Consider the following 23,134-nt stretch of genomic DNA (forward strand, 5'->3'; position numbering starts at 1 on the left):
AGCATCAATATCGATGTTAGTTTCTCTGAAAGTAATAATACTTTAGAGGTAAACAGGTATGTTTTATGTTCACATGCTGCTATTACTGGCAGTGATTTTTACCGGGATACGATTTGGTGGTATCGCCTTTGGTTTACTCGGTGGCTTAGGGGTTTCCGTGCTCGCTTTCGTGTTTGGCATTGCACCAGGCAACCCACCGATTAGCGTAATGCTGATCATTCTAGCGGTAGTAGCCGCTTCTGCGACATTAGAAGCCACAGGTGGCCTAAAGCGACTGGTTAAATTTGCGGAAAAACTACTGCGTAAACACCCAAATCAAATCGTATTCCTTGGCCCATTTTGTACTTACCTTTTAACCGTGCTTGTCGGCACAGGCCACAGTGTGTACCCACTACTCCCTGTGATTTACGACGTTTCAATCAAAAAAGGTATTCGTCCTGAACGTCCTATGGCGATGGCATCGGTTGGCTCACAAATGGGTATCACAGCCAGCCCAATTGCTGCAGCCGCAGCCGTGGTGATGGCAACGGCAGCCAAAAATGATTTGGATATTTCATTGATTCATGTGTTGATGGTCACCATTCCAGCGACCTTCTGCGGTCTGATGGCAGGTTGTACTTGGAGCCTATTCCGCGGAAAAGATTTAGACAAAGATGAAGCCTTTATCGAACGTTGCAAAGATCCTAAATTCAAAGCAGCATTGATTGATGAGAGTGCAACGGATGGTGCAGATATTGCCACGAGCAAAAAGGCCAAAACCGGCTTAACCGTGTTCTTAGCGGGCATTGCGGTCGTCGTCTTCGTCGCCATGTTTGGCAAAGACTTAAACCTGTTACCATCTGGCGTAGGAATGTCGGTTGCAATTCAGTTCTTAATGCTTGCTGTGGGTGCCATTATCTTGCTGTGTACTAAGGTCGACCCGAAAGAAATCGCCAAGAGTAATGTCTTTACCGCGGGGATGACGGCCGTGATCATCATTTTTGGTATTGCTTGGATGAGTGACACTATTATTGAGCATCACAAACCTTACTTGATTGAGATGGTGAGTGATGTCGTTAGCGTTCACCCTTGGACCTTTGCTTTTGCGATGTTTGCCACTTCAGTATTCCTAAAAAGCCAGGCCGCGGTATTAACCATTATGTTCCCGTTGGGTTTCTCATTAGGTATTCCACCGGAAGTGTTAGTCGGTGTGATCCCTGCGTGTTATGCGTATTTCTTCTTCCCATTCTACCCATCAGATTTGGCAGCGATTACCTTTGACCGCTCAGGCACCACATCGATTGGTAAGTATGTGTTAAATCACAGCTTCTTCATTCCAGGCATTATTGGCGTAACCACTGCAACTATCATTGGCTACTTTATTTCGACCACTATTCTTGGCTAAGAAACCAATAATCCACTCGATAAAAAATGGCTGATCAATTGATCAGCCATTTTTAGTTCATACATTGGTAAATCAAACGCCTTTAATTAAGGTTAATTTTTTGTCCAATCAATAAGGCATTCGGGTTTTTAATATCTGGGTTCAGTTGCAATAATTCGTCTACAGACATGCCATTGTCTTGAGCAATGCGATAGAGCGTATCGTTTTCTTTGATCACATAAACATTACTCGATTCTGCCATTTTTTGTTTCATTTCATCTTGGTCAGCAGCAATTTGATCCACTTTATCAGAAAGCTGTTGATTGGCTTCTTGCTGAGCTTGCAGATCAGATTGCAGTGAGCTGATTTGCTCTGCTTGTTGATTCTGTTGCTCAATCAATTCATCGTTAGACGCACAGCCAGATAGCGCAACCGCTGACACTAGCGCCGTTAACGTGATCAGTTTTTTATTACTCTTTAACATAGTTCAAATACCCTTTATTCATTCGAAGCTAACCTTTACACCCATTAACTTCGAGGGACGACTTCGAATTATTAATTTAGTCAATAAACCCTATGAATTACAAGTGAATTTTTATAATCACTCGAATTAATAATTTTAGCGCATGCTAACTAATCTCGTCCGTGGTGTGAGTCTAAGTCCAAATCAGGGCCCTTTGGCACAACCTGAGTTGGGTTAATATTCTTATGGCTAAAGTAGTAATGACGCTTGATATGTTCAAAACTGACCGTCTCTTTTACTCCTTCGATTTGGTACAACTCTTTCATGTAACCTTGAATATTCGGGTAATCCGCAATGCGCTTTAAGTTACATTTGAAATGCCCCACATACACCGCATCAAAACGAATAAGAGTGGTAAATAATCGCCAATCGGCTTCGGTGATTTGCTCGCCAACAAGGTAGCGCTGGTGAGCAAGATGTGACTCAACGTTATCTAGCGCAGCAAATAATTTATCGAACGCGTCTTCATAGGCTTGTTGTGTGGTGGCAAAACCGGTTTTATACACACCATTATTAATATTCGGGTAAACAAACTCGTTCCATTCATCAATGTCACTACGCAAATCTTGTGGGTAATAATCATCATGATTGCCCGTCAAACCATTAAACGCCGAATTAAACATGCGCAGGATTTCAGATGATTCATTACTGACAATAGTATTGGTTTTTTTATCCCACAAAACAGGCACCGTCACACGACCAGTGTAATCCGCTTTGGCTTGAGTATATATTTGACGCAGTTTAGTAAAACCAAACAGTGGTTCAGGTTCGATAAATTCCCAGCCGTGTTCGAGCATGTCTGGGCTGACTACCGTGACATCAATATGCTCCACCAAGCCTTTTAGTTCTCGCATGATCAGCGTACGATGCGCCCAAGGGCAAGCCAGAGAAACGTACAAATGATAACGTCCAGATTCAGGCTGAAACTTGGCATCCGCTTTATCTTCTACCCAGTCACGAAAACCGGCATCTTCACGCACAAATTTACCGCCACTGGATTTGGTGTCATACCATACATCGTGCCATACGCCTTCGACTAACTTACCCATACCTTCACACCTTTATCTTTTTGAATTTGTTCCAGTATAGATAGGAAGATAATCAAAGACGCTGTATGTATTTGATAGTTTTGTTCGAAAGATTTGAAGGTATGAGCAAGAGTGCTTACATGCTAGACTTTTCGGCTTGAAATCAAACGGATTAAAAAACGATGAAAACGCCCTGTATTGCTGCGTGCAAAAATAACGGTGGAATTTGCTCAGGCTGCCACCGCACGATGGATGAAATTTTGCAGTGGCGACATCTCGATGATGTGGAGCACCAACAAGTGATAGACAAACTGCAAGGCGCTCAACATACCCATGCTTGCCCAGAATGCGGCAATAACAGCTTTTGCGATTTGGCCGCAGGAAAGAAGACCTGCTGGTGTTTTCATGTCGAAGAACGTGAAATCACTCAGCAGCACGACACTTGCTTGTGCCGAGCTTGCCTTGAAAAACAGCCAATTCGCTAAGCTCAGCCTAATTTGCTACGAAACGCAAAATAAACCGCCCCGACCAAACAAATGCCTGACCATAAATAGTCTAGCTTTAATGGCTCTTTGAGATACCACACAGAGAATGGCACAAACAACGACAAAGTAATCACTTCTTGCAGGATTTTCAGCTGCCCTACCGACAACACGGTATAACCAATTCGGTTGGCTGGTACTTGCAATAAATACTCAAACAGCGCAATCCCCCAGCTAATCAGAGCGGCAATGATCCACGGTTTATTACTTAACTCTTTAAGGTGTGCATACCAAGCAAAAGTCATAAAAACATTGCTGCATATCAGCAGAGAAATGGTAATAACAATCGGTGGCATAAGGCTCTCACTACAGTGTCAGTCAATAATGGCGCATAAGATATCACTATTTTTTTTGCAGGCAATAAAAAGCAGCGCCAGATGTAATAAAACATCTGGCGCTGCAGTTAGAAAGATAAAACCATTCGTGATTAGAGTATTTTACCGTTACTTTCAATCACTTTTTGATACCAGTAGAAGCTGTCTTTCTTATAACGCTTCAGCTCTTTCTCGCTCTCTTCATCACGGTCTACATACACAAAACCATAACGTTTCGCATAACCATTTAGCCAGCTGAACAAGTCTTGGAATGACCAAGTGCAGTAGCCCAAGACTTCACAACCGTCTTCAATCGCTGCTTTAATCGCTTGAACGTGCTCTTTTAGGAAGTTGATTCGGTAATCATCATGTACTCGGCCGTCTTCGGTCAGTGTATCAAACGCACCTAAACCATTTTCACTGATCAGGACAGGTAAGCCGTAACGTGACGCGATACGACGTAACGAAACACGTAAGCCGTTCGGGTCAATCGCCCAGTTCCAATCGGTCATTTTAAGGTAATCGTTATCGGCACGAGCGTAGATTTTATCGGTTGGGATGTCTTTCACTTCCGACACAACCGACACTTGCGCTGCATTACCCGCCTGAACGTTTTCTTGTTTTTGTTCAGGGTCAATATAGGTTGCTGATTGGTAATAATTTAAGCCCATGAAATCGCAGATACCGGCTTTAAGCAGTTCTTTATCGCCCGGTTGGAAGTCGACTTTAATGCCTAAATTTTCCAGCAATTTCAAACCAATGCGTGGATACTCACCTTTGGCATACACATCCATCCATAAGAAGTTTTCGATTTCTTGCGCATTTTCCATCGCAATCACATCTTCTGGCTTCTCACTTTTGGCATACGCAGGACCATAAGCAAAACTAGGACCGACTTGACCTTTAATGCCCATATCGCGGAACAACTTGATCGCACTCGCATTCGCTAGGCTAGCAATATGGTTAGCATTAATGAAACGTTGATAATCAGACACTTTTGGCGGATGCAGTTTTTGTACGTAGCCCAAACCGGTGAAGATGTTTTGCTCGTTCAAGGTTACCCAATACTTCACTTTGTTGCCGTATTCTTTATAGAGCAGCTCACAGAACGCCGTAAAGTCTTTGATAATTTCACGACTTTCCCAACCCGCATATTCATCTTGTAGCGCTTGCGGCAAGTCCCAGTGATAAATCGTCAGAATTGGCTCAACACCTGCTTCAATCAGCTTATCAATCACGTTATGGTAAAACTCAACGCCTTTCGGGTTAACCGTACGACCATCGGCCATAACACGAGGCCAAGATACCGAAAAGCGATATGCGTTTAGCCCCATTTCTTTCATCAGATCGATGTCTTCTTCAAACTTATGATAAAAGTCGATCGCCACTTCACCGGTGGTATTTTTAAACGTATTGCCTGGAATACGAGAATAGGTATCCCAAATCGATGGGCCTTTACCATCTAAACTTGCGCCACCTTCAATTTGATAAGCAGCCGATGCACTACCCCATAAAAAATCTTGTTGAAATGCCATAATGTCCCTTATTAGTTTTGAATTTTTTCGGTTGTTTTCATTACCATTACAGTAACCAAAATCCCGCTATAAGGCTTAATATTTCGGGGCTAAAGACAATGTTCCGACTAAAAAAGTACTCGATTCGGTTTTGAAATCACAAACCATGATTTAGCCATGAAACTGAGCCACTTTGTTTCATCAGCATGAAATTTTCAATGTAGATTCATTCTCAATATCAGACTTACAAAGTCACGATACAAGACTTAAAAACGCCAATATAAGATGAAAAAAATCCCGGATTAAAGGACTAAAACGCAAAAAAGCCTCAAAAAACAAAATGCTTAATGAGGCTTAGGTTATTCTGTATTCAGGCTAAATATTAGACACCGACTCTCGGCTGACTAAACGTCCTGCAATAAGTGGCGATTGTTTGATGTTTTGTATGCTTTTCTCTAGCATCGCAGCCAAATTGTCCATACAAGAGTCGGCTAACTGCTGGGTAGAATGGCTGATACAAGTTAACGTTGGGTTGAGCTGCTGTGCTAACGGAGAATCTTCTAATGAAATCACCGACACATCTTTTGGTACCTGAATGTTAAACTCACGCATAATTCTCATCGCTTCAGCGGCGTAACTGTCTCTTTTTACCACAATAGCGCTGTATTGAGTAAAGCTATTAATTAAACCAAGCAGTGATTGTTCTAAATTGGTTTTCGCTTCTAAAATCAAGCGTCTATCATAAGGAAGTGACGAGTTTTGCAGTGCATTCTTATAGCCGGTTAATAAATCAAGGCAACTGCTCGATTCTAAATCATCCACTAACAGAGCAATTTTTCGGTGCCCTTTTCCTAATAAATAACGGCACGCGCTTTCCGCAGCAAATTGATAATCAAAACCTACTGAAGATTGGCTGTCACTCATGATGCCATCCATGTGTAACACATGCTCAAAAGCAGACGTATTGATACTGCCATTGATCATGATCACCGCTTCACATTGGCTATGCAGCTCAACTAGGGCGTTTTGCTGTTCCATCTCACTTTCGGCAAATTGCACTAACATCAGCTTATTCATGGCTTTCAGTTTACGAGAAATGAGAGGTAAGTAACTGCTTAAACTGGCCGCATCATTGGTATTAAGCACAACGCCAACATAGTTACTTGATTGAGTCGCCAGGCTTTGAGCGGCGATATTCGGGCTGTAATTTAATTCTTCCGCAGCTTTTAACACGGCCAAACGACTATCTTCACGAACGCCACGGCTACCGCTCAATACTCTTGAAACGGTGGCTTTTGACACATTGGCTAATCGTGATACATCTGTGATAGTGACCATGTACGCTTATCTCACTCAAACTGCTGATAACTGAATGGATTATACCCCGTTTAAACCTTGTGAGTACATACCTAACTCTCATTGTTGGAGCTTGAACTCAAAAAAACCAAAAAAGTTAAAACGGTCTTTCAATTTTATCTCTTGTTAAAAAATTGCCCATTTTGCATTTAGGCTCAATGGGCAGGTGTTTTTATTTTTCTGCAACTTTCTTATGTAAGGCAATCAATTCAGCCATCATTTCTTTCGCTAACATGCTGGTCATCAAGTGGTCTTGAGCATGAACCATGATGAGCGTCATTTTGGTTTTGCCTTCGCCCTCATCCGCTTCAATCAGCTTGGTCTGAACAAGGTGAGCTTCATTGGCAAATTGTTGAGACTCTTTCATCAATTCTTCTGCTTTGTCAAAATCACCCGCTTTGGCAGCATAAAGTGCTTCAAATGCTAAGCTCTTTGATTGACCCGCATTGATGATAATGCCCATCACTTGTTCTTCTAAATCCATATCCATTCTCGTATTCCTAATTTGTTAAATTTTCATGTTATGGCGGTGACAGATTGCCATCGCCATTTATATATTGTTAATTGATTAAGCGGTTACAGGTTGCGCTTGTTCTTCTTCAGCTTTCGCTTGCTCTTCTTGCTCAAGCAACTGTTTTTCGTAGGCTTTTAGGAATGGTAGGTAAACGACTACCGAAATTGCCATACAGATGAAGCACATGATCACAGGACTAAATGTCCAGTTTGCTGCCCAAGATGCGCCAATCGGTGCTGGAGTTGTCCAAGGCGTGACAGAAACCACGTGTGCAACCAAATCCCATTTCAAGCCGAAGTAAGCAACCACGGCGTTAATCATTGGTACGAACACGAATGGAATGAACATAACAGGGTTCATAATGATTGGTGTACCAAACAGTAGCGGCTCATTGATGTTAAATAGAGCTGGAACACTACTTAGTTTACCAACAGTGCGAAGGTGAACGGCACGGCTACGAGCTAGCATAAATGCAAGTGGTAACGTTGAACCTACACCGCCAATCAGGAGATAGTGGTCCCAAAAACCTTGTAGGAAGATGATTGGTGGCTCAATACCGTTAGCTAAGGCTGTTTGGTTTACCGCTAAGTTCGCTAGCCAGAATGGGTTCATGATACCGGTTACGATAAGTGCACCGTGGATACCTGCAAACCATAAGATTTGACAAACAAATACCGCTAGCAAAATCGCTGGAAGTGAATCTGATGCCGACACTAGCGGCTCAAGCAGAGACATAATTGCTTGTGGAATAATCATGCCCGTTTCTGATTCGATCAGTAGATTTAACGGATGAAGCGTTAAAATGATAGCCAATACCGGGATCAAAATTTCAAACGAACGAGACACACCGGCTGGTACTTCTGGTGGCAACTTGATCGTTACATTTTTACGTTTTAAGAACGCATACACTTCCGTTGAGTAAATAGCCGTAATCAACGCAGTGAAGATGCCTGGACCACCAAAGTAAGTCATCACAAGTTTGCCATCTTCAATTGGAGCAGCCACTAACAAGAATGACATTAACGCCAATAAACCTGTTGCTAATGGGTCTAGGTCATGATGACGGGCTAAACTTGCTGCAACCCCGGTGGAGATAAAGAAGGTCATTATCCCCATACTAAGGTTGAAAGGGAGGATTAATTGATCACGATATTCATTGGAAAAATCCAACCATGCGCGCGCAAAACCCCATGTGGTATCTGGCGAAAATGGAGGGAAAATGAATACCAGCATGAAAGAACCAACAATCATAAACGGTAATGCTGAAATGAAGCCATCACGGATAGATGTTACGTATTTTTGGTTGCCTAAGCGTCCTGCTATTGGCGTCACTTTATTTTCAATAAAGCTAGTCAACGCATCGTTAATTGAGCTCATACATGTGTCCTATTTAGTCTGAGGTTAGCAAGCCCATTCTTTATAATTCATGATTCATGGCGATGGGCTTAACTTTACAAGCGAAGTTTTGTCATTGTTTTTGGCTGGCTTTATTTGATTGTTGTTTTACACTAGCGAGCCAAACGCACCCTTAACCGATGAGAGAAAGTGCGTGGTCTAACACTTTATCGCCCTTTTGCATGCCGTAATCCATCATGTTGATTGGCTCAACTTTGATTCCGTATGCATCGGCTTTCTTCTGTAGATCCGCTTGCATGTATTTGATTTGAGGGCCAAGTAAAACGCATTGGAAGTTAGGCGCATGTTGGTCGAATTCAGAGGCACCAAACGCTTGAATGTCAACGTCTAAGCCGCGTTTAGCCGCTTCTTCGATCATTTTTTTCATTAGCATGCTAGTAGACATACCAGCTGAACAACAAAGCATAATTTTTTTCATGGCAGTATTCCTGTTAAGTAATTTGTGTTTTGTTTTGATGGTATTAATCTATCACAAGGAAACGAATTGGAAACCGGTTTCCAAATAACGGTAACTTAACTGTGAGTACGATCACCCGATCTCAGAATTAAATCTGGCAAAATGAGATCTAGATAATAAAAATAAGTAGGACGCACATGGATCACCAGACCAATCAACGGATAATAAAACGTGTCGAACGTCACATTTCCCCCGTGGCTAATTGGCTTGCGAGCAGTAAGCATCTCGTTGCTATTCGAGATGGCTTCCAAATAGCAATGCCATTCATTATCGTTGGCAGCTTATTTGTACCATTTATATTTCCGCCATTTAGCCCAGGTAACTACCCTCGTATTAATGAGTTTTTATTAAATCATCGACATTTCTTTTATACGATTTTCGAACATACCATGGGGCTAATTGCTTTATTTATTGCCTTTGGTGCCAGCGCGAGCTTGGCCAAGCAATATAAATTTCCAGAACGTATGTCGGGCTTAACCGGATGTGTTGCCTTCTTGTTATTAACTGGGGTTGCGAATCAAGGAAATCCCGAAGACTTTTTAGGCGGGAATGGATTATTCACGGCTATTATTTCAAGTATTTACAGCATAGAAGTCATTCGTTTTTTTTATAAGCGTGAATGGACATTCCGTCTACCTGAAGAAGTACCGGTTATTACACGCAATGCTTTTCGATTAATTCCACCGCTATTATTTATCGTATTATCTTTAACCATTATTAACTTATCTTTAAAAGAATATACGGGCTTATATTTCCCTCAACTGGTTACCGAGTTGTTTAAACCGTTAGTGATTGCGAGCGATACACTCACTGCCGTACTGATTTCTCTACTTCTCTGTCAGATTCTATGGTTTATGGGCATTCACGGTTCTTTGATTGTCACAGGTATCATGAACCCGTTTTGGCTCAGTGGGCTTATATCCAATCAGGCCGCTTTAGCGATGGGAGAACCTGTGCCTCATATTTATTTACAGGGTTTTTGGGATTATTACTTGTTGATCGGTGGTGTCGGCTCAACCTTGCCGCTGGTGTTTATGGCGATGAAGAGTCGCTCCAAACAGCTAAATTCTGTGGCGAAAATTGGATTTATCCCCTCCCTATTTAATATCAATGAGCCGATCTTATTTGGCTTTCCGATCATCATGAACCCTCTTTTCTTCTTGCCATTTGTCTTTGTGCCATTAATCAATGCCATCTTGGCCTGGCACTTCACGCAGTTAGGTGTATTAGAGCCATTTGTGTCGATGCTTCCTTGGTCAATGCCTGCGCCACTAGGGGCTTACCTCTCGGCAAATGGTAGTGTCAATAACCTCATCATGGTCCTTTTTGCCATGCTAAACTCTTGGATGTTGTACCGCCCATTTTTTAAAGTGCATGAAAAATGGTTACTTAACCAAGAAACTAAAACGGTTTCATAGCAAGTTTCACCGACAAAATGTGAGTGTTCACCAATATATGAGCATTCACATTCCTCTTAGTCTCAGTTTTTCTTAAATAGCCGTTTGCCCATTACGCGCCTTTGTTAACGTATTATTAACCGTAGATAACAAGCTCAGGTAGTAATATGGGTACACAACATTATTTAGTATTAGACATCGGTGGCAGTGCCGTTAAATATGCCATCATGACGGCGCAAGCTGAAATCATCACTCAAGGAAGCTACCCAAGCCCCACCACCACGATTGATGCTTTTTGGCAGACATTTGAAGCCAACCTACTGCCGCTTGCGCAGCAGTACCAAGTTAAAGGTGTTGCCATTAGTGCACCCGGCTCTGTCGACTGCGACTCCAGTATCATATATGGCCACAGTGCATTGCGTTACCTGCATGGACCAAACTTTCGCCAGCATATTCAACACAATTATCAACTTAACTGTGAAATTGAAAATGATGCTAATTGCGCCGCATTAGCAGAATTATGGAGATCTGATATTCAAGGCGATATTTGCTTATTAGTCATAGGCACAGGTGTTGGCGGCTCCATGGTCATCAACCGTAAAGTTCACCATGGTCATCACCTTCACGGGGCCGAGTTCGGCTATATGTTTGTGGGTGTGGATGATGACAATAAGCCCGTGACATTGAGCGGCTGTGCAGCCACACGCTCGTTAATTCAAAATAGTGCCAAAATACTGGGTTTAGAGGAACATCAATTGAATGGTAAAGCCGTCTTTGAACTGGCGGAATCAGGTAATAAAGACATTCAAGCAGTGATTGATAAGTGGTACCAAATGCTGGCATATGGTGTCTATAATGTGCAATATTGTGTCGATCCTGAACAAATCATACTTGGTGGCGCAATCAGTACCCGCCCGGATTTTGTCGAACAAATTGAGCGAAAATTGGATCTCATTTTTGCAGAAAACCCTTTTTCTAGTGTCCGCCCTAAACTCAGTGTGTGCGAAGCAGGAAATGACGCTAATTTGATCGGTGCACTTTACCATTACCTTCAGCGACAAGACCTGGTCACCAGTTAAAATAAAGCATTAACTGCCCTAAAAGTACAAATCCCACAACCGTTAAGGTTGTGGGATTTGTCATTTTAAGGAGTGCTGTTCAGAGGATAGTGAATGACATTACTCCTCCGTCAATCGCTCTAGTTTGATTGTCATATTTCCCACCGGTACATGTGTAGTTTTTAACCATGGCTTAGGTGGTACGTCGACACCATTTTCTTTGTCGTGCTGCTGCTCAGCGTCGAACAGCTGAGTACGTTGCCCGTAATCATCTTGATGACTGTATATCGCTACATATCGTATGGATTGGTAATCATCTCCAACGGGTGCAACGAGATCAAATTGGTCATATTTTTCGACAAAAGTGGCTGTAACTTCATCACCGACAGGTTGAAATTGACCATCTAAAAGTTGTAAATAAGGGACCACGACGGTTTCTCTCGCACCACTAATCACATGGATACCTTGGTCAAATTCTAAAGCAGGTAACGCAAATACTTTAACGAATGTTTTTCCTGAATCTAACTGCATGACAGCATCATCGTGAGATAAAGTAAAAGGCACGGTTTTATTAGGTTGTAAATACGTTGCTTCGACATCAGAAAAATGCCCAGCGGTGATTGAAATATCTTTTAAATCGGCCACTGTCGCGACTTCTTTCGTTGTCACTTCTTGCGTTTTCGATCCAAACAAATTCGGATTAAATATATTCCCATTTTTGTCTGCACAACCGGTCATGGTTAATAATACGCCCAAAGCTAATATTTTTTTCATCTCTATTCCTTTAATTAATTATTCTTATTTCTCTAAAAAGAACGACATATAGCGTTTTGATGATACCCCCCAGCTTTCTGGGCTAAAAATCCTGTATCAATTTGAACATCACATGCCGTTTATTTCATTTCCGATTGAACTAGATTGCGATGTTTTTATCAAAGTTGCAACTTATGTAAATAAAGTCATCTTCATTATTTAATATTCAAACACATCAACTTGAAATATTTCACCATTATGAAATATTTCATAATTCATCCATTTATCTTCATTTTTTTTGAAACAAGAACCGTGACCATGCTCTCGTAAAATCACTTGTTTCATGAAACTTGATTTTTTTCACCTGTACACATTCAAAGAAAAAACGTTGTGAGCTAGCGCAAAAATCGTGACCCGGAAAACGGTTTCCGACATCAATCTGCCATCGAATGTGATCTTGATAACACTTACCTTTCCGCCAAGCAATTTCATGGACACATCATCCTCTGAACTCCTGTGATTTCATTCAATAATTTCAAGCCTTTCACTACCTATACTGAGCTCCAGAAGTTAAGCAACACCAATAAAAATACAAATATAACAAGCACTTTCTATAGTGCGCATAAAGGGAAATTATATGAAAAACACAACACTCGCTCTGGCCATCGCTGCCGCCACAGTCTTACCTTCAATCGCTCAAGCAGACGATAGCTTCTTATTTACAGGTTATGCTCGTTACGGAGCTGGTTACACTGCTGACGATGCGCTGTATAACGGTTCTGTCAAAAACGGTATTAACGTAATTAAAACCGCTGCTAGCCAATATCAAGCAACGGGTCGTCTTGGTAACGAAGGCAACGGTTTCGAATTCAAATTACAAAAAATGTTCCAGCAAGATGACATGCAATGGGATGTTGCTGTGATGCTTGATGATGGTTATGACGGCAACCCAACCGGTATTTCACAGGCTTACGCGGGCGGTAAAGGTATTTTTGCTGCGCAGCCAGATGCTTATATCTGGGCAGGTCAGCGCTTTAACGACCGTGAACAAATTGATGTGAACGATTATTTCTACCTGCAAAATGATGGTACAGGTACAGGTGTTGATAACCTAGACCTTGGCTTTGCTAAGTTAGACTTCTCTTTAGTTGCTGGCGATAAAGGCCGCAACGGTCGCTACGCTGTAACCACTAAGCTGCATGATATCAATCTGACGGATTCACAGAGCCTACGCTTCCATTTTAACTACGGTTTTGGCAATGGTTCTCAAACCGATGCAGATACTGGCATCACCACAGATGTTGAAGATAATGACGCATTCCAAGTAGCAGCCATTCACCGCTTAACTTGGTCAAACGGTTGGAACGAATTTGCGGTTCGTTACAGTGAAGGCGTTCGTAACGGCATTTTATGGAGTAATGCAGCAGAAGACGGTGGTTCATTAGGTGCATTTACCTACGGTGAATTAGCCTTTACTGAAAACGTCTTAATGCAATATGCGTTTAGCATGGAAGACAATGATTTATCGACCAATGAAAATGGTGATGAGCTATGGACACAAGCGGTTATCCGCCCTGGATATCGTTGGAATGATCGCATGAGCACATGGCTTGAACTGGGTTACGACCAAGTAAAATTTGACGATGACCTAGGTACCAACTCCTCTTGGAAAGCCACCCTTTCACAAAATATTGGTATGGGCAGCTTCATGGGTTCACGCCCAATGCTACGCTTCTACGCCACTTACGGCCAACTTGATACTGAGTATGTTGGACAGTCAGGTGCTGAATACGGCGACTCTGATGCTCTAACTGTTGGTGCAATGTTTGAAGCATGGTGGTAAGCCACACTCGTAAACTCGCAAGAGGTGAGGCATGACGGCCATCATGCCTCACACAGTAATAATCCTACTATTTTGATTTCATATTTCCTTTCTGGTACCAGCCAGATTTTGCCAGAAAGGCTTTTTTTGATAAAAGTTTTCACCATTGGAGTGGATGACTTTTATGAAACAAAGCTGAAATATTTCATGGCCCTATGATTTTTTGATTGGACTTTCAATATTTGAAGGTTTGTTGTGCGAGATCATACAACTTACAGACTTTGTTCTCGTCACTCGCATCGGCAGTGCTTAGAATCTGATTATGCGGAAACCGGTTTCCAGCTGAGCTTCCGAGTATATCAGCGAACTATCTAAGGGATTAATATGGCAACCATCAAACAAGTTTCGGAGCTTTCTGGCGTATCGCAAGCAACGGTATCACGCGTTATTAATGGAAGTAGTCGTGTAAGCCACGACAAGAAACTGCGTGTTGAAAAAGCCATCCAAGAATTGGATTACCGCCCGCAGTCGATTGCACATTCAGCTGCCATTAACCGTTCTGGCTGTATTGGTTTAGTGATTCCTGAATTATCAGGGCCTTACTATGGAAATATCATGAGCACGGTCGAGGATACACTCCGCCCGTTGGGTTACCAACTCTTGGTAACTGCCGGAGGACAAAGTGCGCAATCGGAGCAAATGGCCGTTGATTTTTTAATCAGCCGTCGAGTGGATGCCTTGTTACTTTATACCTCGTATCTCTCTGATGATTTCTTAATTGATTTATCTAATCAAAAAAATCCGTTTGTGGTGCTAAGCCGTTCTATTCCTGAGCTGAATCATAGCTGCATCGAAGTGGATGATGAGCTAGGAGGAAAAACTGCCACTCGGCACTTACTCGAATTGGGCCACCGTAAAATTGCCTGCATCACAGGGCCATTGTCAAAACCCGATGCACGAGCTCGATTACAAGGCTATAGATCAGCACTAGAAGAAGCCAATATTGCTTACGACTCACGATTAGTGACCGAAGCGGGTTTTACTGAGTTAACCGGGGCACGCGCCATGGAAAAGTTACTCAACCGCGAATTGGATTTTTCTGCTGTTTTTTGCTGCAACGATCTTATGGCTATTGGCGCTTTAGAGGCCATAAACGAATTACGCTCGAACCAAGCGCCAACAATTTCAGTCATGGGCTTCGACAATATTATTTTTAGCCAATATGTCAGCCCACCACTGTCAACGATTCAATACCCAATAGAAAAAATGAGTGTTGAAGCTGTGCATTTATTACTGCAAAAACTGAATAAACAAAAACCCGATGTGCAATTTAAATTCACCCCGACACTCGTCGTTCGTGAATCAACCATGGCGCTTGCACCTCTCTAACAAGCCATTTATTCCAATAACATTTTAAGGACGAAATAATGATGAATCTAAAGTCTTTGACCCTAGCTGCTGTTGTCAGCGCCGCGACATTAGGTACCGCGTACGCTGAAGAAAATATTCGTTTTGATGGTTTTCCCGACTTTGATAGTAGCCTTAAAGTCATACTGCCTGACTTTGAGAAACAAACAGGGATCCATGTAGACTACCTAATGAATAACCACGGTGACCATCACACCAAATTAACCACCAACTTAGCCACTGGTTCGGGTGCGGGTGATGTTGTGGTCGTGGATGTCGAAAAAATTGGTCCATTTGTCGCTTCTGGCGGTCTCGTTAATCTTTCTGCCACTTTTAAAGCTGACCAATATGAGAAAGATTTTGCACCGTATGCCTGGGCACAAGGTCGTGGTGCAGATGGTGGCATTTATGGTATCCCTGTCGATCTCGGTCCGGGTGTCATGTACTACCGTCGTGATCTGCTGGCGAAAACTGGCGATGACATGGATGAGGTTATCAAAGATTGGGATAGCTATATCTCTTACGGTGAAGACCTTAAAAAACAAGGCATCTACTTAATTGCATCAGCTGCGGATGTGGCGCAAGCGATTATTTATACCACCGTTGGTGACAATGAAGGTCTGTACTTCGATGCCAAAGGTGAGCCATTGGTCACCAGTCCTCGCTTCGTTAAAGCCTTTACTGTGGCAAAAGAAATTCGAGACAAAGACTTAGATGCTCGCATTACCGCTTGGAGTAATGAATGGTATGAAGGTTTCCGTAAAGGTACCTTCGCGACTCAGCTATCTGGTGCTTGGTTACTCGGTCATCTACAAAACTGGATTGCGCCTGAAACCTCTGGAAAATGGGGCGTTTCTCACCTACCAAATGGTATTTATGGTAGCTGGGGCGGTTCATTCCTTTCGATTCCAAAACAAAGTCAGCATCAAGAAGCAGCTTGGAAATTGATCCAATACATGACTACCCAACGTGATGTTCAGTTAACTCACTTCGAAACAATTGGGGCTTTCCCTGCTAACGTCACGACTTACGACAGCGATATTTTCAACGAGTCCATTCCATTCTTGGGTGGTCAAAAAGCTCGTCAATTATTCGCTGAAGTGGCTCAGAAAGTAAAACCGGTTCTACCTGCAAAAGGCGATCACGTTGCCCGTTCTATCATTCTTGAAAATGCTTTAATGGAAGTGCTTGATGAAGGCAAAGATATTAAGCAAGCCTTGGCTGATGCTGAACGCTTAATCAAACGTCGTACTCGTAATATGTAATCTCCCTATGGCAAAGAGGCGCTGTCTCTTTGCCATTTTTCTATCATAATATTGCCAAGAGAACCGATTATGACTCAAGCTACTCAATCCGTAGTGTCGGCTCACTGTAATAAAAAAGCCTCTCGCTTTTCATGGTCTAAATTGACCCCTTATGGCTTCTTAATGCCATTTATTGTCTTATTTTCCATGTTTGGCTTATTCCCATTGTTATTTTCTGTATTTTTGTCTTTCCACGCCTGGAACCCAGTCGAAGGTTTAGACGCTATGCAATATGTCGGGCTTGAAAACTACGACATTGCTTTAACCGACCCATGGCTGTGGCGCTCATTAAAAAATACGGTATGGCTCGCCATAACCTCTGGTGTGATGCAGCACCTAGTTGCGATTCCGGTGGCCTATATTTTAGTGTCTTTTTCTGACCGTTTACGTCACTGGCTAACATCCGCTTATTTTTTACCTTACATTACGTCAACCGTTGCCGTTTCATTGATTTTCTTCAACATGTATTCACCAACCTCAGGTGTCATTAACCAAACGTTAGTGTCACTGGCTAACAGCCCTATTTTGGGGTGGGCCTTCAGTTGGGTGCTAGAATTTCAGCCCATTCGCTGGTTAGAGGATTCAACCCTAATAAAACCTTCAATTGCCTTTGTGGTTTTTTGGAAATACACAGGGTTCAATATCGTACTTTACACCACAGGTTTAATGACGATTCCAAAAGATATTTTAGAAGCCGCCCGTATGGATGGTGCTAATGCAATAAGACGCTTCTGGCATATTTCTTTGCCTATGATCCGCCCATTCATTTTCTTTGCCGTAACCCTAACGATCATTGGTAACTTACAGCTATTTGAAGAACCCTTTGTCTTGACCCGTGGTACAGGCGGTACTGGTCAATCCGGTCTGACTATTTCGATGTACCTCTACAAAGTCGGTTGGGAGTGGTTAGAAATGGGCACCGCTTCGGCGATTTCTTGGCTGCTGTTTGCCCTAATTGCCACCATGACAGCATTACAATTTTTCTTCTTTGGTAAGAAAGGATTAGAGGCGAATTAATATGGATATCGTACACAACAAACCCAGCGTACGCTGGACAGATGTCGCCACAAAAATCATTTTAATTGTGCTTGGCATCATTTTAATCATTTCGGCCATCATGACTGTCTTTCCCTTTTTATGGTCAGCCATACTTGCAACTCGTGACCGTACTGAAATTTTTGGTATCGATCTCAGTTTTGCTCTTGGGGACAGCTTGGCGTTTAACTACGACAAACTGCTTGAAATCATGCCATTTTGGCAGTCGATGTTTAACAGTTTCAAAGTGGCATTTTTAGGCACAACCATTTCTCTGCTGTTTTGTAGTATGGGTGGCTATGCGTTTGCGGTTTACAAATTTAAGGGCAAAAACATGCTATTTGGTTTACTGGTCGGTTCTATGATGATCCCGCCTGTACTCAGCATTATTCCTTACTATTTGACTGTGCAGTTCTTAGGTTTGCTTGATAACCATGTCTCGGTATGGCTGCCCTTTACCGCAACACCCTTTGGTATTTTCCTAATGCGCCAACACATCATCGCGTCAGTTCCTCGTGAACTGTTAGAGGCAGCAAAACTGGATGGGGCTGGTGAGTTTCGAACGTACTGGAGTGTGGTATTGCCATTACTTAAACCGGCTCTCGCGACATTGGCGATCGTTCAATTCGTCTTTTTCTGGAACAACTTCCTAACCCCATTGGTTGTGTTGAACTCAACCGATAATTATGTCGTCACCTTGGCGCTGCGTTCGGTACAAAACTTACCGAATACCCCTTGGGGCGCGGTAATGCTCGGAACCTTTATTTCAATTTTACCGATCGCAACTTTCTATTTATTTGCCTCACGACAAATGATCAGTGGCCTGACTTCTGGTGCGGTCAAAGGATAAATATCTCTCAATTATTTTGTGATGAATAAGACGTTCATCAGTAAGGAAACACTTATGGCACAAGTTGAATTTAAAAATCTAAAGAAGTCGTTTGGCGATGTTGAAGTCGTTAAACAGTTTGATTTAACCGTAAATGATGGGGAATTCTTGGTTTTACTCGGCCCTTCCGGCTGTGGTAAATCAACCATCTTACGTATGCTCGCCGGTTTAGAAGACATTACATCTGGCGATGTTATCGTTGGCAACCGTATCGTCAATGATGTTGATGCAAAAGACAGAGACTTGGCGATGGTATTCCAAAGCTACGCCCTCTACCCTCACATGACCGTGTATGAAAACATTGCCTTTGCACTCAAACTCAAAGGGATGAAAAAACCAGACATTGATGCCGAAGTAAGAAAAGCGGCCAAAATGCTGGAACTCGAGCCTTTACTGGATAGGAAGCCAAAAGAGCTTTCCGGTGGGCAGCGCCAACGTGTTGCCATGGGGCGCGCTATGGTTCGAACACCAAAGGTATTTTTGTTTGATGAACCGCTTTCAAACCTTGATGCAAAATTACGTGGCACGATGCGTGATGAAATTAAAGCGCTGCACAATGCATTAGGCACCACCACTATCTATGTAACTCACGATCAAATTGAAGCCATGACGTTGGCGAATCGTGTTGTCATCTTGAAAGATGGTTATATTGAACAAGTAGGAACGCCAGAAGACGTCTTCCGCCACCCGGCTAATGAATTTGTCGCTCAATTCATTGGTAATCCATCGATGAATTTACTCGATGGAAAAATTGAACGTCATGGCGAAGAATATTTGGTCAAAGTGGGTAATGAAACCATTACTCTGCCGCAGCGATTCCACGACAAAATTCGCAGTGGACAAGCGGTTCGTGTCGGTATTCGCCCAACGGATATTTACTTACGCACCAATCATATCGACCACCAGCAAGTTCAATCATTTAATGTAAAGATAGAAGACAAAGAACTGCTAGGCGCAAACATGCTATTAAAAGCCTATTTAGGTGGGCAGAAATTACTCGTCGAAACCAACGTAGTCGATATTCAAAGCGACGTAGTGGATATCGTATGGGATTTGAATGAGCTACATCTGTTCGATAAAGACAACGGCCGTTCACTTGCGACGCTAGACTAACATCATCCTCCTTCATCCTTGCAAGCCATCCATCGGCAGTGGGTTATTAACGAGCAAGGATGAAGGAAGGTTTTGGTTATAATGAGAACGGAGCGGTTGAATCCCTTAATTTAAGCTCCACAGGTGGTAAACGATGTGCCTGCTTATTGCCGTTAATCAAATCTAACAACGTATATACCGCCGCTTGCCCAAACCCTTCTAATGGTTGCTTCACCGTCGTTAGTGGCGGGATAAAGTAGCTTGATAGAATCAAATCATCAAACCCAACCACAGACACATCATCTGGCACTTTTAACCCATGTTGATATAAGGCTTGCATAGCCCCAAACGCACTTTGATCGTTAGCCGCAAAAATAGCACTGAATTGATGTTTCTCTTTGAGTAAGCGTGTAACGGCTTCAAACGAGTCTTTCATTTCAAATTCACCGCGGCGGATCAATTTTTCATTGATTGGGATCCCGGCATCTTTTAATGCTCTTTTATACCCTTCTAAACGCTGCTGCGCATCGGTATGACTGACGATGCCTTGTAAATGAACAATACGACTATGACCTTGTTGAATTAAATGGTTAGTGGCCATATAAGCCCCAATGCTGTTATCAACTTTAATTGAAGTTAAGTTCTTTCCTTCCATTTGGCGGCCAATCGCAACAATCGGCTTACTCGCCGCATATCGATTCATCTGTTCGTCGCTGAGCGTACCGGTCAATGTCATAATGCCATCTACTTTTTGAGCGATAAGCTTATCCATCGCCTTCGTTTCAGCTTCATTATTCCAATAGCCAGTAGCGATCATTAAGTTATAGCCACGGCTCGTTACCGCCTTTTCCATTCCTAATAAGATTTCACTGGAAAATGGACTCTCAGCACTTTGAATCAACACCCCTAGCGTCATGCTACGTGTGATCGCTTTCGAGCCTTGTCGCGTCGTTGGTTTATAGCCCAATTTAGAAATCGCATTTTCAATTAATTGACTCTTATCTGGCGCAACAAACGTAGTGCGATTTAAAAACCTTGATACTGTACTCGGTGAAACCCCCGCAAGCTCTGCCACGTCATAGACAGTCGGCATAGATACTTTTTTTCCCTTCACTCTCATTCCCTCGATAAAGCGTAACAGCACTGATACTTTATTTTATTTTTCTTTGTTATAAATAATTTTGTAAACATTCTATGGGTTGAAAGCAATGAGCTCAATCAGTGAAATCAAAAACTGCTAGTGAATATAGATTGCAATTTTCTAGATAAAAAAACGCCAACTCGTAAAGTTGGCGCTGTTTTTCGTTCTAAAGCATTTTATGCACTAAAATATTAGTCCACCAGCAAACAAGATACGGCGTGGACGTCTGTGCCTTTAATTTGCGGTTTTTGCTGTGCACATTGCTCTGTCGCCATTGGGCAACGCGTGCGAAATACACAACCCGATGGAGGGTTAATTGGCGATGGTAAGTCCCCTTCCAACATCTGAATCACTTTGGCGCGTTCTTTATGTGGGTCTGGGATCGGTACCGCTGACATCAAGGCTTTGGTGTATGGATGCTTAGGGTTAGCAAATAACGCATCGGCTTCGCCAAGCTCTACCGCATTACCGAGATACATCACTAATACGCGGTCGGAAATATGTTTCACCACCGATAAATCATGCGCAATGAAGACCAAGCTCAAGCCAAGTTCACGTTGAAGTTCTTTTAGTAGGTTCACTACCTGAGCTTGAATCGATACATCCAGCGCTGAAACTGGTTCATCACAGATGATCATTTTCGGGTTCAAAATCAACGCGCGGGCAATACCAATACGCTGGCATTGACCACCAGAAAACTCATGCGGATAACGGTTGATCACATTCGGCAATAAGCCTACTTTGTCCATCATGGTTTTCACTTTGGCTTTCACTTCCGCTTTAGTGAGCTTTGGATAAAACGTCACTAATGGCTCTGCAATGATGTCACCAACGGTCATACGTGGGTTCAGTGACGCCAATGGATCTTGGAAAATCATCTGAATTTCTTTGCGCTTTTCACGCTTTTGTACCGCTTGCATGCGAGTCAAGTCTTGACCCAGCCACAGTACTTCGCCTTCAGTGGCTTCAACCAAGCCGATAATGGCGCGAGCAAAGGTCGATTTACCACAACCTGACTCACCTACAACGCCAAGGGTTTCGCCTTCATATAAGCGTACATTGACACCATCAACCGCTTTCAGTTTTGATGGTTTTGACCAAGGCCAAGCTGACTTAGAGGCAATGTTAAAGTGAACTTTCAGATCTTTAATATCAAGCAGTAAATTTTTATCTTTTAGTGCGACTTTCTCTGCCGCTGCATTGGTTTGAATACTCATGACTTCCAAGTCTCCCAATCAGAAAAACAAGCACGGAAACGATCTTCACCAAATGGAAGAAGTTGTGGCGCTTCTTGACGACAACGGTCGGATACGCGGTGGCAACGCTCTTGATACGGGCAGCCAGTCGGTAAGCGCAACAAGTTAGGTGGGTTACCTGGAATCGTTGGTAATTCTTCCCCTTCAGTATCAAGGCGAGGAATTGCACGTAATAAACCTTCGCTGTATGGGTGAGTCGGTTTGTAGAAAATATCATCCACACTACCGTATTCCATGGTGCGGCCTGCGTACATCACCAACACTTTGTCACATGAACCAGCAACAACGCCGAGATCGTGCGTGATCATAATAATTGCGGTATTGAACTCATCTTTTAGTTCATTAAGCAATTCCATGATCTGCGCTTGAACCGTTACGTCTAGTGCAGTCGTTGGCTCATCAGCAATCAATAGTTTTGGGCGACAAAGCAGCGCCATCGCAATCATCACACGTTGACGCATACCGCCGGAAAATTCATGCGGGTACATGTTGATTCGTTTACGCGCTTCTGGGATTTTCACCGCTTCTAGCATGCGCACCGATTCTTCAAACGCTTCCGCTTTGCCCATGCCTTTATGCAGCATCAATACTTCCATCAACTGAGCGCTGACTTTCATGTATGGATTTAACGAAGTCATCGGGTCTTGGAAAATCATCGCAATTTGTTCGGCGCGGATTTTGTTTAGCTCTTTTTCAGGTAAGTTAAGAATTTCTTTACCTTCAAATTTGGCACTGCCGCTAATGACACCGTTTTTGGCTAGCAAGCCCATAATGGCAAATACGGTTTGCGATTTACCCGAGCCAGACTCACCTACGATACCTAACGTTTCACCTTGCTTTAGCGAGAAGTTCAGGTCATTAACCGCCGTCACCATGCCGTCTTGAGTTTTAAATTCAACTCGCAGGTCTTTTACATCTAATAAATTACTCATCGTCTTTCCTTAAATCTTTGG

22 protein-coding genes are annotated in these 23,134 nt (G+C 42.8%); 10 read left to right on the plus strand and 12 right to left on the minus strand.

Going from position 1 to position 23,134, the window contains the following annotated elements:
* The first annotated feature begins 58 nt into the window (after positions 1-58).
* Positions 59-1,384, plus strand: coding sequence for an anaerobic C4-dicarboxylate transporter (locus tag Vgang_RS07440; protein ID WP_105903189.1), 1,326 nt, complete (start codon positions 59-61; stop codon positions 1,382-1,384).
* Positions 1,385-1,466: 82 nt separating this feature from the next.
* Here the strand turns inward: Vgang_RS07440 and Vgang_RS07445 are convergent, their stop codons facing one another.
* Both Vgang_RS07445 and Vgang_RS07450 read right to left on the minus strand, forming a co-directional pair.
* Positions 1,467-1,847, minus strand: coding sequence for a LysM peptidoglycan-binding domain-containing protein (locus Vgang_RS07445; RefSeq protein ID WP_105903188.1), 381 nt, complete (start codon positions 1,845-1,847; stop codon positions 1,467-1,469).
* Positions 1,848-1,996: 149 nt separating this feature from the next.
* Positions 1,997-2,935, minus strand: a complete 939-nt coding sequence (locus Vgang_RS07450) for a glutathione S-transferase family protein (RefSeq protein WP_105903187.1) — start codon at positions 2,933-2,935, stop codon at positions 1,997-1,999.
* A gap of 161 nt (positions 2,936-3,096) precedes the next feature.
* On the opposite strand from Vgang_RS07450, the gene Vgang_RS07455 reads away from it, so the two are divergent.
* On the plus strand, positions 3,097-3,399 hold the full coding sequence (locus Vgang_RS07455) for a cysteine-rich CWC family protein (RefSeq protein ID WP_105903186.1): 303 nt from the start codon (positions 3,097-3,099) through the stop codon (positions 3,397-3,399).
* 2 nt (positions 3,400-3,401) lie between these two features.
* Here Vgang_RS07455 and Vgang_RS07460 read toward each other — a convergent pair whose 3' ends face one another.
* The 6 genes from Vgang_RS07460 to Vgang_RS07485 all read right to left on the minus strand — a co-directional run bounded on the left by Vgang_RS07460 (position 3,402) and on the right by Vgang_RS07485 (position 8,988).
* Positions 3,402-3,752: a DMT family protein gene (locus Vgang_RS07460; RefSeq protein ID WP_105903185.1), complete on the minus strand. Its 351-nt coding sequence runs from the start codon at positions 3,750-3,752 to the stop codon at positions 3,402-3,404.
* Between the two features lie 131 nt (positions 3,753-3,883).
* Complete coding sequence (locus Vgang_RS07465) at positions 3,884-5,305, minus strand: glycoside hydrolase family 1 protein (RefSeq protein ID WP_105903184.1); 1,422 nt, start codon at positions 5,303-5,305, stop codon at positions 3,884-3,886.
* 354 nt (positions 5,306-5,659) lie between these two features.
* A complete protein-coding gene (locus tag Vgang_RS07470) occupies positions 5,660-6,622 on the minus strand; it encodes a LacI family DNA-binding transcriptional regulator (RefSeq protein ID WP_105903183.1) in 963 nt (320 codons plus the stop codon).
* A 190-nt stretch (positions 6,623-6,812) separates the two neighbouring features.
* Complete coding sequence (gene chbA / locus Vgang_RS07475) at positions 6,813-7,124, minus strand: PTS N,N'-diacetylchitobiose transporter subunit IIA (protein WP_105903194.1); 312 nt, start codon at positions 7,122-7,124, stop codon at positions 6,813-6,815.
* An 84-nt stretch (positions 7,125-7,208) separates the two neighbouring features.
* Positions 7,209-8,531, minus strand: coding sequence for a PTS sugar transporter subunit IIC (locus tag Vgang_RS07480; protein ID WP_105903182.1), 1,323 nt, complete (start codon positions 8,529-8,531; stop codon positions 7,209-7,211).
* A 151-nt stretch (positions 8,532-8,682) separates the two neighbouring features.
* Positions 8,683-8,988, minus strand: a complete 306-nt coding sequence (locus tag Vgang_RS07485; RefSeq protein WP_105903181.1) for a PTS sugar transporter subunit IIB — start codon at positions 8,986-8,988, stop codon at positions 8,683-8,685.
* Between the two features lie 176 nt (positions 8,989-9,164).
* On the opposite strand from Vgang_RS07485, the gene Vgang_RS07490 reads away from it, so the two are divergent.
* Together Vgang_RS07490 and Vgang_RS07495 are read left to right on the plus strand one after the other, a co-directional pair.
* On the plus strand, positions 9,165-10,445 hold the full coding sequence (locus Vgang_RS07490; RefSeq protein WP_105903180.1) for a PTS sugar transporter subunit IIC: 1,281 nt from the start codon (positions 9,165-9,167) through the stop codon (positions 10,443-10,445).
* 146 nt (positions 10,446-10,591) lie between these two features.
* Positions 10,592-11,503 (plus strand): ROK family protein, encoded by a 912-nt coding sequence (locus Vgang_RS07495; protein ID WP_105903179.1) that lies wholly within the window; start codon positions 10,592-10,594, stop codon positions 11,501-11,503.
* A gap of 99 nt (positions 11,504-11,602) precedes the next feature.
* Here the strand turns inward: Vgang_RS07495 and Vgang_RS07500 are convergent, their stop codons facing one another.
* Positions 11,603-12,256: a MalM family protein gene (locus Vgang_RS07500; protein WP_105903178.1), complete on the minus strand. Its 654-nt coding sequence runs from the start codon at positions 12,254-12,256 to the stop codon at positions 11,603-11,605.
* A gap of 616 nt (positions 12,257-12,872) precedes the next feature.
* Here Vgang_RS07500 and Vgang_RS07505 point away from each other — a divergent pair.
* The 6 genes from Vgang_RS07505 to Vgang_RS07530 all read left to right on the plus strand — a co-directional run bounded on the left by Vgang_RS07505 (position 12,873) and on the right by Vgang_RS07530 (position 19,805).
* Positions 12,873-14,078, plus strand: a complete 1,206-nt coding sequence (locus tag Vgang_RS07505) for a carbohydrate porin (protein ID WP_105903177.1) — start codon at positions 12,873-12,875, stop codon at positions 14,076-14,078.
* A 363-nt stretch (positions 14,079-14,441) separates the two neighbouring features.
* Positions 14,442-15,446 carry a LacI family DNA-binding transcriptional regulator gene (locus Vgang_RS07510; protein ID WP_105903176.1) on the plus strand — a complete coding sequence of 335 codons (1,005 nt, stop codon included), beginning with the start codon at positions 14,442-14,444 and terminating at the stop codon, positions 15,444-15,446.
* Positions 15,447-15,487: 41 nt separating this feature from the next.
* Complete coding sequence (locus Vgang_RS07515) at positions 15,488-16,729, plus strand: extracellular solute-binding protein (RefSeq protein WP_105903193.1); 1,242 nt, start codon at positions 15,488-15,490, stop codon at positions 16,727-16,729.
* A gap of 69 nt (positions 16,730-16,798) precedes the next feature.
* Positions 16,799-17,785, plus strand: coding sequence for a carbohydrate ABC transporter permease (locus Vgang_RS07520; RefSeq protein ID WP_105903175.1), 987 nt, complete (start codon positions 16,799-16,801; stop codon positions 17,783-17,785).
* A gap of 1 nt (position 17,786) precedes the next feature.
* Positions 17,787-18,653 carry a carbohydrate ABC transporter permease gene (locus tag Vgang_RS07525; protein ID WP_105903174.1) on the plus strand — a complete coding sequence of 289 codons (867 nt, stop codon included), beginning with the start codon at positions 17,787-17,789 and terminating at the stop codon, positions 18,651-18,653.
* A gap of 54 nt (positions 18,654-18,707) precedes the next feature.
* Positions 18,708-19,805, plus strand: coding sequence for an ABC transporter ATP-binding protein (locus Vgang_RS07530; RefSeq protein WP_105903173.1), 1,098 nt, complete (start codon positions 18,708-18,710; stop codon positions 19,803-19,805).
* 76 nt (positions 19,806-19,881) lie between these two features.
* On the opposite strand, the gene Vgang_RS07535 is transcribed toward Vgang_RS07530, so the two are convergent.
* From Vgang_RS07535 to oppD, 3 genes are all read right to left on the minus strand, one after another.
* Entirely contained in the window at positions 19,882-20,904 is a 1,023-nt protein-coding gene (locus Vgang_RS07535; protein WP_105903172.1) for a LacI family DNA-binding transcriptional regulator, read from the minus strand.
* Between the two features lie 212 nt (positions 20,905-21,116).
* A complete protein-coding gene (gene oppF, locus Vgang_RS07540) occupies positions 21,117-22,142 on the minus strand; it encodes a murein tripeptide/oligopeptide ABC transporter ATP binding protein OppF (protein WP_105903171.1) in 1,026 nt (341 codons plus the stop codon).
* Positions 22,139-23,113 carry an ABC transporter ATP-binding protein gene (gene oppD / locus Vgang_RS07545; protein ID WP_105903170.1) on the minus strand — a complete coding sequence of 325 codons (975 nt, stop codon included), beginning with the start codon at positions 23,111-23,113 and terminating at the stop codon, positions 22,139-22,141. Before oppD ends, oppF begins: the two co-directional genes overlap by 4 nt.
* Positions 23,114-23,134: the final 21 nt, after the last annotated feature.

The organism is Vibrio gangliei, from assembly GCF_026001925.1.
GTDB classification, from domain to species: domain Bacteria; phylum Pseudomonadota; class Gammaproteobacteria; order Enterobacterales; family Vibrionaceae; genus Vibrio; species Vibrio gangliei.

Coding starts and splice junctions, on each gene's coding strand:
- Vgang_RS07440 (WP_105903189.1), top strand. CDS start 59: ATGTTTTATGTTCACATGCTGCTATTACTGGCAGTGATTTTTACCGGG.
- Vgang_RS07445 (WP_105903188.1), bottom strand. CDS start 1,847: ATGTTAAAGAGTAATAAAAAACTGATCACGTTAACGGCGCTAGTGTCA.
- Vgang_RS07450 (WP_105903187.1), bottom strand. CDS start 2,935: ATGGGTAAGTTAGTCGAAGGCGTATGGCACGATGTATGGTATGACACC.
- Vgang_RS07455 (WP_105903186.1), top strand. CDS start 3,097: ATGAAAACGCCCTGTATTGCTGCGTGCAAAAATAACGGTGGAATTTGC.
- Vgang_RS07460 (WP_105903185.1), bottom strand. CDS start 3,752: ATGCCACCGATTGTTATTACCATTTCTCTGCTGATATGCAGCAATGTT.
- Vgang_RS07465 (WP_105903184.1), bottom strand. CDS start 5,305: ATGGCATTTCAACAAGATTTTTTATGGGGTAGTGCATCGGCTGCTTAT.
- Vgang_RS07470 (WP_105903183.1), bottom strand. CDS start 6,622: ATGGTCACTATCACAGATGTATCACGATTAGCCAATGTGTCAAAAGCC.
- chbA (WP_105903194.1), bottom strand. CDS start 7,124: ATGGATTTAGAAGAACAAGTGATGGGCATTATCATCAATGCGGGTCAA.
- Vgang_RS07480 (WP_105903182.1), bottom strand. CDS start 8,531: ATGAGCTCAATTAACGATGCGTTGACTAGCTTTATTGAAAATAAAGTG.
- Vgang_RS07485 (WP_105903181.1), bottom strand. CDS start 8,988: ATGAAAAAAATTATGCTTTGTTGTTCAGCTGGTATGTCTACTAGCATG.
- Vgang_RS07490 (WP_105903180.1), top strand. CDS start 9,165: ATGGATCACCAGACCAATCAACGGATAATAAAACGTGTCGAACGTCAC.
- Vgang_RS07495 (WP_105903179.1), top strand. CDS start 10,592: ATGGGTACACAACATTATTTAGTATTAGACATCGGTGGCAGTGCCGTT.
- Vgang_RS07500 (WP_105903178.1), bottom strand. CDS start 12,256: ATGAAAAAAATATTAGCTTTGGGCGTATTATTAACCATGACCGGTTGT.
- Vgang_RS07505 (WP_105903177.1), top strand. CDS start 12,873: ATGAAAAACACAACACTCGCTCTGGCCATCGCTGCCGCCACAGTCTTA.
- Vgang_RS07510 (WP_105903176.1), top strand. CDS start 14,442: ATGGCAACCATCAAACAAGTTTCGGAGCTTTCTGGCGTATCGCAAGCA.
- Vgang_RS07515 (WP_105903193.1), top strand. CDS start 15,488: ATGAATCTAAAGTCTTTGACCCTAGCTGCTGTTGTCAGCGCCGCGACA.
- Vgang_RS07520 (WP_105903175.1), top strand. CDS start 16,799: ATGACTCAAGCTACTCAATCCGTAGTGTCGGCTCACTGTAATAAAAAA.
- Vgang_RS07525 (WP_105903174.1), top strand. CDS start 17,787: ATGGATATCGTACACAACAAACCCAGCGTACGCTGGACAGATGTCGCC.
- Vgang_RS07530 (WP_105903173.1), top strand. CDS start 18,708: ATGGCACAAGTTGAATTTAAAAATCTAAAGAAGTCGTTTGGCGATGTT.
- Vgang_RS07535 (WP_105903172.1), bottom strand. CDS start 20,904: ATGAGAGTGAAGGGAAAAAAAGTATCTATGCCGACTGTCTATGACGTG.
- oppF (WP_105903171.1), bottom strand. CDS start 22,142: ATGAGTATTCAAACCAATGCAGCGGCAGAGAAAGTCGCACTAAAAGAT.
- oppD (WP_105903170.1), bottom strand. CDS start 23,113: ATGAGTAATTTATTAGATGTAAAAGACCTGCGAGTTGAATTTAAAACT.